The following is a 333-nucleotide window of genomic DNA, read 5'->3' on the forward strand; positions in this document are numbered from 1 at the left end:
TGTATGAGGAATGGGTAAAACCCTGATCAATGGCTCACTCCAAAAAAAGAACTGAGGGAAGGTAATAGGTCTACTGCCCAATGGGCTATAATCAACACAGGCAAGTTCCGATACCTTGCCCAGTGCCATCCAAAGAAGCAACCGATCACAAAAACTGGAACACCGGTTCCCAAGAGTACCGAAGCCAAATCTCCAGCTTGACCTTCTACACCATTTGCCAGTAAAAATCGACTGGGTAGGTGCCAAGCAGTAAAAAGTAGGCCTGAAACAAGGATCGCCAATGGGGTATTCCATCGCTTTTCCAACCTTGTTTGAAGCATTCCTCTGAAAAAC

1 protein-coding gene is annotated in these 333 nt (G+C 45.9%); it reads right to left on the minus strand.

Annotation, left to right across the window (positions count from 1 at the left end; translation table 11 throughout):
• Nucleotides 1-26: 26 nt before the first annotated feature.
• Nucleotides 27-333 (minus strand): CPBP family intramembrane glutamic endopeptidase (locus ACNKXV_RS13755; RefSeq protein WP_417908293.1); only part of this gene is annotated, 307 nt, incomplete at its 5' end.

The organism is Christiangramia aquimixticola, from assembly GCF_048285835.1.
GTDB classification, from domain to species: domain Bacteria; phylum Bacteroidota; class Bacteroidia; order Flavobacteriales; family Flavobacteriaceae; genus Christiangramia; species Christiangramia aquimixticola.